At 46.1% G+C, this 9,580-nt stretch carries 9 protein-coding genes; 2 read left to right on the forward strand and 7 right to left on the reverse strand.

Annotated features, from left to right (window positions below; all coding sequences use genetic code 11):
* Positions 1-18: 18 nt before the first annotated feature.
* The 4 genes from J3491_RS08725 to J3491_RS08740 all read right to left on the reverse strand — a co-directional run bounded on the left by J3491_RS08725 (position 19) and on the right by J3491_RS08740 (position 4,719).
* Entirely contained in the window at positions 19-783 is a 765-nt protein-coding gene (locus tag J3491_RS08725) for an SDR family oxidoreductase (protein ID WP_243456271.1), read from the reverse strand.
* A 171-nt stretch (positions 784-954) separates the two neighbouring features.
* A complete protein-coding gene (locus J3491_RS08730) occupies positions 955-1,737 on the reverse strand; it encodes an SDR family NAD(P)-dependent oxidoreductase (protein WP_207969879.1) in 783 nt (260 codons plus the stop codon).
* 3 nt (positions 1,738-1,740) lie between these two features.
* A complete protein-coding gene (locus J3491_RS08735) occupies positions 1,741-2,763 on the reverse strand; it encodes an NADP-dependent oxidoreductase (protein WP_243456273.1) in 1,023 nt (340 codons plus the stop codon).
* A 150-nt stretch (positions 2,764-2,913) separates the two neighbouring features.
* A complete protein-coding gene (locus J3491_RS08740) occupies positions 2,914-4,719 on the reverse strand; it encodes an acyl-CoA dehydrogenase (RefSeq protein WP_207969881.1) in 1,806 nt (601 codons plus the stop codon).
* Between the two features lie 182 nt (positions 4,720-4,901).
* Here J3491_RS08740 and J3491_RS08745 point away from each other — a divergent pair, with 182 nt between their 5' ends.
* Positions 4,902-5,924, forward strand: a complete 1,023-nt coding sequence (locus J3491_RS08745; protein WP_207969882.1) for a GlxA family transcriptional regulator — start codon at positions 4,902-4,904, stop codon at positions 5,922-5,924.
* Between the two features lie 207 nt (positions 5,925-6,131).
* Here the strand turns inward: J3491_RS08745 and J3491_RS08750 are convergent, their stop codons facing one another.
* Positions 6,132-7,370 carry an LD-carboxypeptidase gene (locus J3491_RS08750; protein WP_207969884.1) on the reverse strand — a complete coding sequence of 413 codons (1,239 nt, stop codon included), beginning with the start codon at positions 7,368-7,370 and terminating at the stop codon, positions 6,132-6,134.
* Positions 7,371-7,707: 337 nt separating this feature from the next.
* On the opposite strand from J3491_RS08750, the gene J3491_RS08755 reads away from it, so the two are divergent.
* On the forward strand, positions 7,708-8,184 hold the full coding sequence (locus tag J3491_RS08755) for a YkvA family protein (RefSeq protein WP_207969886.1): 477 nt from the start codon (positions 7,708-7,710) through the stop codon (positions 8,182-8,184).
* Positions 8,185-8,344: 160 nt separating this feature from the next.
* Here the strand turns inward: J3491_RS08755 and J3491_RS08760 are convergent, their stop codons facing one another.
* Together J3491_RS08760 and J3491_RS08765 are read right to left on the reverse strand one after the other, a co-directional pair.
* Positions 8,345-8,650, reverse strand: a complete 306-nt coding sequence (locus tag J3491_RS08760) for a hypothetical protein (RefSeq protein ID WP_075101153.1) — start codon at positions 8,648-8,650, stop codon at positions 8,345-8,347.
* Between the two features lie 156 nt (positions 8,651-8,806).
* Complete coding sequence (locus J3491_RS08765; RefSeq protein WP_207969888.1) at positions 8,807-9,358, reverse strand: hypothetical protein; 552 nt, start codon at positions 9,356-9,358, stop codon at positions 8,807-8,809.
* Between the last annotated feature and the right edge of the window lie 222 nt (positions 9,359-9,580).

Consider the following 9,580-nt stretch of genomic DNA (forward strand, 5'->3'; position numbering starts at 1 on the left):
CAGTGACTCAGCAAATAATTAGGCAAGCATACCGCCATCGACGACCACCGTCGCACCCGTGGTATAGCTCGACGCATCAGACACCAGATACAACACCGTGCCCGCCATCTCGTCCGGATCGGCCACGCGTCCTAGTGGAATGGCATGTAGCGCCATTTTTAAGACCTTATCATTGGTGGTCAAGGCCGAGGCAAACTTGGTATCGGTCAGACCTGGCAATAGCGCATTGACGCGGATGTTTAAAGGGCCGCACTCTTTGGCAAAGGCCTTGGTCATGCTAATCACCGCCGCCTTGGTGATTGAATAGATGCCTTGCTTATCACCCGCGACCAAGCCATTGACCGAAGCGGTGTTTAAAATCACCCCGCCGCCCTGCTCGCGCATCATCTTGCCCGCCGCCGTCGACATAAAGAAATAACCGCGAATATTGACTTCAACCGTTTTATCAAAAGCAGCTAAGTCAGTATCTAAGATATGCCCGTAATATGGATTTGCCGCGGCATTATTGACCAATATATCGATTTGACCAAACTCGCTTTTGATATGCTCAAAAATAGCGTCAATTTGACCCATATCGCCGACGTGACAAGCAAAGGCACTGGCTTTATGACCATCAGCTTTGATGCTATCTGCTACCGCTTGGCAAGCATCAATCTTACGGCTAGAGACAATCACATGCGCGCCTCTAGATGCCAATAGACGAGCGATAGACTCTCCAATACCGCGGCTCGCGCCAGTCACTAACGCAATCTTACCCGTTAAATCAAATAAATCTTTCATCATTACTCCTTATATTTTGAACTAGCTATTCAGTTTTCAATTTTTTTTATCGTAACCACTTCATAAATTATAGTCGAAAAACTGCAAACTCATTACAAGGCAGCCGAGCATAGATAGTACAAATAGTACATCGAGCGAGGCTAACGCCGTAATGATTTGGCAGTTATTTGACTATTAAGCCAACATGCCTCCATCAAGGGTAAAGGCATGACCATTCATAAAGCTACTTTCATCACTCGCCAGCCACGCAATCGCACCCGCTACTTCACCAACTTCCCCTAAACGGCGCATTGGGCTGGCTTTGATGGTTGCTTGTTGGGCGCGCTCATCCATATTTGCCATAGTATTACGCACCATCGGCGTATCGATAAAGCTCGGACAGACTGCATTAAAGCGGATATTGACACGCGCATATTCATGAGCCGCAGACTTGGTCAGCCCCATAACGCCATGCTTGGCCGCGCTATAGGCGGATAATAGCGGCGCAGAACGCAAACCAGCAATGGAGGCCACATTAATCACATGACCGCCGCCGTTGGTCGCCATGCAAGCAACGGCAGCACGCATACAATGCCAAACGCCTTTTAGATTAACGGCGATATTACGATCAAAATCCTCATCGCTTAGCTCGTGCATCGGTGCTGGCTTATGGTCAATACCGGCGTTATTTATCACCACATCAAGACCACCAAGCGTTTCCATAGTAAAAGCAAATAGCGCACGCACTTCATCGCCACTGGTGACATCGACCTTTTTGAAGACGATGCTATTGCCCGCGTCTTGCCCTTGCTGAGCAACGGCTGCGCCCATCTCTTCTGCCAAATCGCCAATGACGACTTTCGCACCGCGACTGGCAAGCAATAACGCACTGGCAGCGCCAATGCCAGACGCGCCGCCGGTGATTAAAATGTGTTTACCAGTTACGTCTGATGCAATTCCATTTGTATTCACTGTCATGATTTATCCCTCTACCTTAAGTACCAGCTTGCCGAAGTTCTCACCTTTAAACAGCATCATCAAGGTATCTGGGAAGGTCTCGATACCCTCGACAATATGGTCTTTTACTTTAATGTCACCTGACCCAATCCAGCCTGCAATGTCTTTCATCGCTATCGGATATTCTTTGATATTATCAAAGACGACGATGCCTTCCATACGCGCACGATTGACCAACAGTGACAGATAATTTGATGGTCCTTTGACCTCTGTGGTGTTGTTATATTGGCTAATCGCCCCGCAAATGACGATACGCGCATGTAGATTAATTTGCGTGAGGACATCATTTAAAATATCACCGCCGACGTTATCAAAGAAGACATCGACGCCATCTGGACAGGCCTGTTTTAAGCCTTTTTTCACATGTTCATTTTTATAATCTACCGCCGCATCAAAGCCCAGCTCATCGACCAAAAATTTACACTTCTTAGCACCACCAGCGATACCGACGACTCGGCAGCCTTTGAGTTTGGCGATTTGCCCAACCAAGCCGCCGACCGCGCCGGCAGCACCAGAGACGACGACAGTCTCGCCCGCCTTTGGTTGACCCGTTTTTAATAAGCCAAAGTAGCCCGTCATACCTGGCATACCGAGCACGCCCAAGTAATAAGACAATGGCGCAAGGTTTGGATCGACTTTATGTAGTCCAGTACCGTCACTGATGGCATAGGACTGCACGCCGTTATGACCTGCGACATAGTCACCAACAGCAAACTTCTCATGCTTACTTTCAATGACTTTACCCACGGTACCCGCGCGCATCACCTCACCAATCTGTACCGGTGCGATATAAGACTTTGCATCATTCAACCAGCCACGCATTGCCGGATCCATCGAGATATACTCAATTTTTATTAACAGCTCGCCATCTGTAATAGTCGGTAGTTCGGTTTCGGTATATTCCCACGTATCAGCACTTGGTTCGCCAATTGGTCTTGCTTTTAAGCGCCACTGCTTATTAATCTGCTTATTATCAGATGTCATCATTTACTCCTTTAAATGTTATAAAAAGTCATTGGTATCGTTTACTCGCTTGCTATGCGCTTGGCATACCAGAAGCTTCGAAAAATTTATCCCAGCATCACGTTAGTCGTCTTATTTGAAAACTTTTTACTTGAAAACTTTATAAACAATCTCTTAAAACCACTCGGCTTGCATATCCGTACAGACCGCATTGTCGTTATTTAACAGCTCGATATCGCGGTTGATAAGTGGCAATTCCCAATCGATAAAGTATTTGGCTGCTTGTATCTTTCCGTGGTAGAAATTCTGCTGCTCAACATCTTGCGTCGTACTTAGTAGTTGCTCAGCTTTGCTCGCTTGACGAATCCAAATCCAACTCACCACAATAGTCGCAAAAATATTCATCAAGGCTTGCGCGTTACCCGTCAGTGTGATGGCTTTTTCGGTTTGCAGAACTTTGCTTAAATGTACGAGCACTTCATGCAAATGCCCCATATAAGGCGTCAATTTGCCCGCAAGTTTCGCAGTTTCTGGTGTGCTGATATTTTCTAAATCTTGGGTGATTTCACGTTGTAGAATTTGGATACCAAGTCCACCTTTTTGCCATAACTTACGAAATGACAAATCTAACGCCTGTACGCCATTTGTGCCTTCATGAATGGGGTTGAGACGATTGTCACGCCAAAACTGCTCGGCTTGATATTCACGCGTATAGCCTGCCCCGCCCAATACTTGAATGCCTAAATCATTGGCTTTTGGACCATATTCAGACGGCCATGCTTTGAGCACTGGTGTGAGTAAATCTAGTAGTTCTGATAGCTCGTTTTTGAGCGTGGCGTCTTCACAGGTGTTGATACGGTCAATGAGATTGGAGCCATATAGACAGAGTGAAATGCCGCCCTCGCTATAGGCTTTTTGTGCAAGGAGCATACGTTTGACATCACCATGATTAATAATTGCCGTTGCTGCATCTTCAGGTTTATTATTGGGCGCGATTCTGCCTTGGGTTCTGTCTTTGGCATAATCGAGTGAGTACTGATAACCGCGATAGCCAATCATCGCCGCGCCAAAACCAACCGCGATGCGCGCTTCGTTCATCATCTTAAACATATAACGCAAGCCAAAATGCTCATCCCCTATCAGATAGCCGTGACACTCGCCGGCATCACCGAAGCTCAATGCCGTAGACGTCGCGCCGCGATAGCCAAGTTTATGAATCAGTCCAGTTAAATGGACGTCATTACGCTCGCCGACTGACAAATCATCATTGAGTCGATACTTGGGCACGGCAAATAGCGAGATGCCTTTGACGCCAGCGGGGCCACCCGGCACTTTGGCCAATACCAAATGCACGATATTGTCAGACAATTCATGATCACCTGCTGAGATATAAATCTTACTGCCTTTGATACGATAGCTGCCGTCATCTTGTTTGACAGCGGTGGTTTTGATATCGGCAAGCGATGATCCTGCATGCGGCTCGGTCAGTGCCATGGTACCGGTAAACTCGCCCGTTAGCATGCGCGGCATAAAGGCATCTTTGATCTCATCACTGGCAAAATGCGAGATGACATTAATGGCGGCCGTGGTCAAAAATGGATAAGCCGTGGTCGATGGATTGGCTGCCATAAAATAGCCTGCCACCGCAGTCATCACCGTCTCGGGCAGTTGCATGCCGCCATCGTCAAAGCGATAACGACCGGCGATAAAGCCCGACTCACGAAACGCATCAAAAGCGACTTTTACATCGTCTATCATGCTGACTTTTTTACCATCAAACTGTGGCTCATTTTTATCGGCCATATGATTGTGCGGCAAAAACAAATCGGTGGCGATTTTATTGGCGGTACCCAATACCGCGTCAAAGGTTTCGCGGCTGTGTTCTGCAAACTTAGGACGTTTGGTTAAGGTTTCTGCGTTCAGTACATCGTAGAGTTGAAACGGTAATTCAAAGTCGTTGATAAGCGTATCTGCTGCCATAGTGTCCTCGCTGGCTCATTAAATTTGTTGATGACTTGATAGTAATCTAATTTAACGCCTTACCGTATTGTCATTTATGACATAATCATGGTCAAATAAGACAATACTCATGTGTTAAATTAGAAAAACCTCGTCGAAAAACGTCATTTTTAATAAACATTTTTAAAGGAAATTACGCAGCCATGCCCTACTTTAAACCCTTTAACGTCATCATCGTTGGCTTCGATGGCGTACTCGGCAGCGCTTTGACAGGGGCGTTGGATTTATTTTCATTTACTGGTGTCAGCTGGCAGCGCTTTTTGGATGAGACGGTAGAGCCAAGGTTTAAGGTGCAGATTGCCAGCCTTGGCGGCGTCGATATCAGATGCAGCAACCGCTTAATCATGCAAGCGCATTGCGATATTCGGCAGGTGACGGACTGCGATTTATTATTAATCCCAACGATTGGCGATTCCATCGATAAAGTGCTGAGTCAGAACGCTGAGCTGCTTGTACATATCAAGCGACTGGCGAGTACCAAAGCCGATATCGCCAGCAATTGCAGTGGCGCGTTTTTTTTGGCAAAGGCAGGCTTGCTCGATGGCAAAGTCGCGACCACTCATTGGGGCTATGCCAATAAGTTTAAGGCGGATTTTCCACTGGTGGATTTACAAGAAAACCAGTTTGTTACTCAATCAAAAAGCCAGTCACAAGAACAATCGGGCAATATATTCTGTGCGGCAGGCGGTAGCGCCTTTTATGACTTGGGATTATTGTTAATCGAGCGTTATTGCGGGCGAGAGATTTCTACCCAAGTGGCAAAAACTCAGATTATTGATAGTAAACGCGGTAATCAAAACAGCTATACCAATGTGACATTGCATAAACCGCATGCAGACCAGCTGGTTCAGCAAGTACAAGAGTTTATCGAGGAAAATTTTAGGCAAGCGATACAGGTGAACCAGTTAGCAGACATGGTCAATATCACCCCGCGCACGTTAAACAGACGCTTTCAAGCTGCCGTTACGATGCGCCCGATTGAATATATTCAAGCAGTGCGTATTGAGCAGGCAAAGCGCTTACTGGAATTGGGCGATGTGACGATAAAATCGCTCGCTGAGCAAGTCGGCTATGATGATATCTCATCATTTACTAGGCTGTTTAAACGCGCCACCGAGCTGACCCCAAAGGAATATCAAGAGAAGTTTTCACGACTGGCGATTTAACTTGATAGTAGACTTTTTAGAAGTCATACGTGGCTGCAATAAATTTATCAGAGCAACAATTTTCATATCATTCATTCGATATAAAAACGATACAGAGAGATGAAATGTTGTTTTTTGCAGCCTCTGTCGGCGTAGGCACAGCATGCAAGAAAAACAACGTTTCATTCAGCGACTTGATAGCTACGTATCTGATTTATTTGGATTTGACTATAGGCTTAAACTTTTTTGCCACAAGCCTTCGACATGAATGGCATCTGCTTTAATCGTTGGGTAATCACTAAACGTCAATTGATAACCACCATCTGTATTTGGACCAATCTGACACGTCGCGCCAAGTGGAAAGCTGTGCTTTTTCCCAATATGACCAAAACGCATGCCGCTATAAATCGGCAATCCTGTCAGCTGATGCAATTGACGAATCACAGTAGCGACATCATAACGCTTGTCATAACTGTCCTCACCGCTACCCGATAACGCGCCAAATACAATCGCCTGCTGACCTTTAAACACCCCTGCCAAATACAAATCATAAAGCATGCGCTCGATACGGTAGGCTTGCTCGCCGACGTCTTCTAAAAACACAATACCGCCGTCAATACGCGGTAAGTACGCACTACCCGCCAGCGCCGACACCACACTTAGATTGCCGCCCCACATAGTGCCGGTTAGCGTTTTGGGATCAGCAGTTGCTAAAACACTGGGTAGATTAGGACTGGTGAGTGACGCATCTTGTATATCGATAGTCAGATTGGGAGTGGTTAATGCTTCTACAAACGCTCGGCAGCTGACCTTATCAGGCTTGGTTTTGCCAAACTCGCTATAGAGCATCGGTGCCGCAAGCGAGCTCATACCACCTTTTGCCAACAGCGCACACTGAATCGCCGTCACATCGCTAAATCCTGCCAGTATCGTGCCGCGCTCCTTCATAATGCGCCCAAGCGTCGGCCAGTCCACCATCGGCAATAGGCGCATAGCACCGTAGCCACCGCGTACCCCAAGCAATAATTGGGGGACGGCAATGGCACCAGTTGCGATGTTTTGTAAGTCACTGGCGCGCTGCGAGTCCGTACCCGCAAAACGCAAATACTGCCGCTCGGTAATGGTAGGGTTATCTACCTGAAAACCCGCGCAGGCCAAGCGCTCTAAAGCCCGCGCATTACGCTCCTGGCTACCTCCGACGTTGGAGCTGGCAAACAGCCGCGTCTCAATACTTGGTGTGATGCAAAGACGCTTTGCCGGCAAGCTCTCAGCCACTGCCTTTTCAACAGCACGCTCCTCTACAGCCGTTGGCAGATCATCTTTGGTCAGCGGCAGGTGGCTCTCTGGCGGGTTCGCCTGTACAGATGAGTGCGCCACGGCACGCGTGACGAGCAACCCCGCCCCTGCATAGAGGCTAGCTTGACGCAGGAACTGGCGACGATTGAGGGCGGAGGATATCTTGGTCATAATGCTACCTTTATTGTCATCGATGACGACTTTATTCAGCAATACTTTATTTCGTAATAGTTTATTAAACCGCTATTTTCTTATAACGCAGCTCAAAGCTGCCATTAGATTACAATTGTTAGGTTACAGCCATCAGGTTCTGGCTAGCGTCAGGGTTTTAGGCCACTTGACGTGGCATCTTCAGCTGCGCACACAGTCAACAAAATGATACAGAACCACTCATCGTCTTATTTGGATGACGTCATGACTCTTGCTATAGTAAAGGGTACGACAATAATAGATCAAAATACCATTAGCCAAAAACATCTACCCTAACATTCATATAAGGACTCTTAGTATGGCCGATAAAGAAAAAGACAATAAAAGCCTGATGGATAGTATAAAGCTCATCGTAGGCAAAGAAGACAAACTAAACGACCAACTCAAAAAAGAACAAGGCCTTGAAGGCTATGCCAAAGACTTATTGCTGCTGATGAGCCTAGTAAAAGACTACTATCAGGGCAATTATCGCAACATTCCTTATAAGACCATTTCAGCAGCGGCGGTTGGCTTGCTTTATGTTCTCAACCCCATCGACATCATTCCCGATTTTATCCCATTTATCGGTCATATCGATGACGCCTTGGTACTCAAGTTTTGTCTTAAAATGATAGACAAGGATTTAACGAAATACAAAAAATGGAAGGATGAACAAACGGCTTCTAAAAACGCTACTGAAAACAAATCTGCAGACACAGACAAGGACTCAAAACCAACCTTTAAAAAGTCAGACACCAAAAAGTCAGACAAAGAACAATCCAGCAAAGATAAATAAATCACAACTACCAGTCATCATGGCTGATAGCTAGCATTTAATAAAATAGGGTCAATGTAAGCGTCATTGACCCTGTTTTATTAAGGCGTGTCTTCATTTGAAAAATAGCGAAGATAATATTGATATATTAATCAGCTATTTGAATTTGACACCGTTCCTATCAATCTGGCACCCCATAATTGGCGTTTTCTGGATTTAGGCCAAATGAATACACAAAGGTCGCCACCAAGCTATTGACGATGATAAAAGGCAAATCAATGGCGATATGACCGAGCAAGTAGCGACCAATCAGCCAAGAAACCACCAACATCACGATAAAAAAACTGCCAAGATAGGCTAAAATGGTTGGGTGCTTGAGGTTATAAGGCTGCTCAGATTTGGGCTTTTTATCAAGTATATAGGTTCTGACCGCCCAACCAGCAGCATAAGAAAACCCGCCCAACACCACATAACTAAAAAAATTCATACGACCTGACTCAACTAACTATTCATAATAAAGATACATGATAATACAGCGACATGACGAGCACATTATTGAGAGGTTTGTAAGCGCCTCTATTAACCGTCGTCGCGTGCTTTTAACTGCCCAAAAGACCTCGTTAGAGACTCTTCAAAGATCGGCTTATCGGCTCTCATTGACATTATCGATGATAATGTTGGCATGCGGATTGACCAAAATATCTGTATTGACCTCATCACATGCCACCTGATAGATGGTATTGGCACCGCGGTAAATATAGGACAGATACTCACTATCTAGCAGCGGATCGATGTTGGCATAAGCGGGTTTGGCATGTGCCAAGACCAGTACTCTATCAGGACGACCGATGACCGCATCGACATTATCAGGATCGATCGAAAAGAACTGCGGGACTTCACTGTTTTTGATGGCTTCTAATGGCTCAGGCGTGTCCCAAACGCGGCCACTGCTTGCCGGCTCTTTCATTTGCATGACCCACGCGCCCGCTTGTTGACTGATTTTTATTTGGGCAGGCTCATCATGACTGACAGTATAGCAGCCCTCAAACACCGACAAATCTGCTGGCACTACCGCCGCCGTGTCATCTAACGTGTCGTTGTCATTACACGCGGTCAAAAACATAGCGCTGCTTACGACTGTGGCAACCAGCAGCGGGGTAAATTTTTTACAAAGATTAGCTGAGCGTAATAGCATGAGGGCGTTATCCTGCATTTATGCGTGAGAGGCAAGGATTAAATAAAGGGGACAATACGTCTTATACCGTTATCCGGCGGTGGCGCGGCTTATTTTAACAGAAAACCAAAAAGATAGCCTAACCATCTAGGGCGTGTCCTCATTTTAAAAATGGCGATAAAAATGAGATAAATCGCCGTCAAACAAGGAAAATAGCGCAGATAATATCGAGATATTAGTCAG

It is taken from the genome of Psychrobacter halodurans (assembly GCF_017498075.1).
Classification (GTDB): domain Bacteria; phylum Pseudomonadota; class Gammaproteobacteria; order Pseudomonadales; family Moraxellaceae; genus Psychrobacter; species Psychrobacter celer.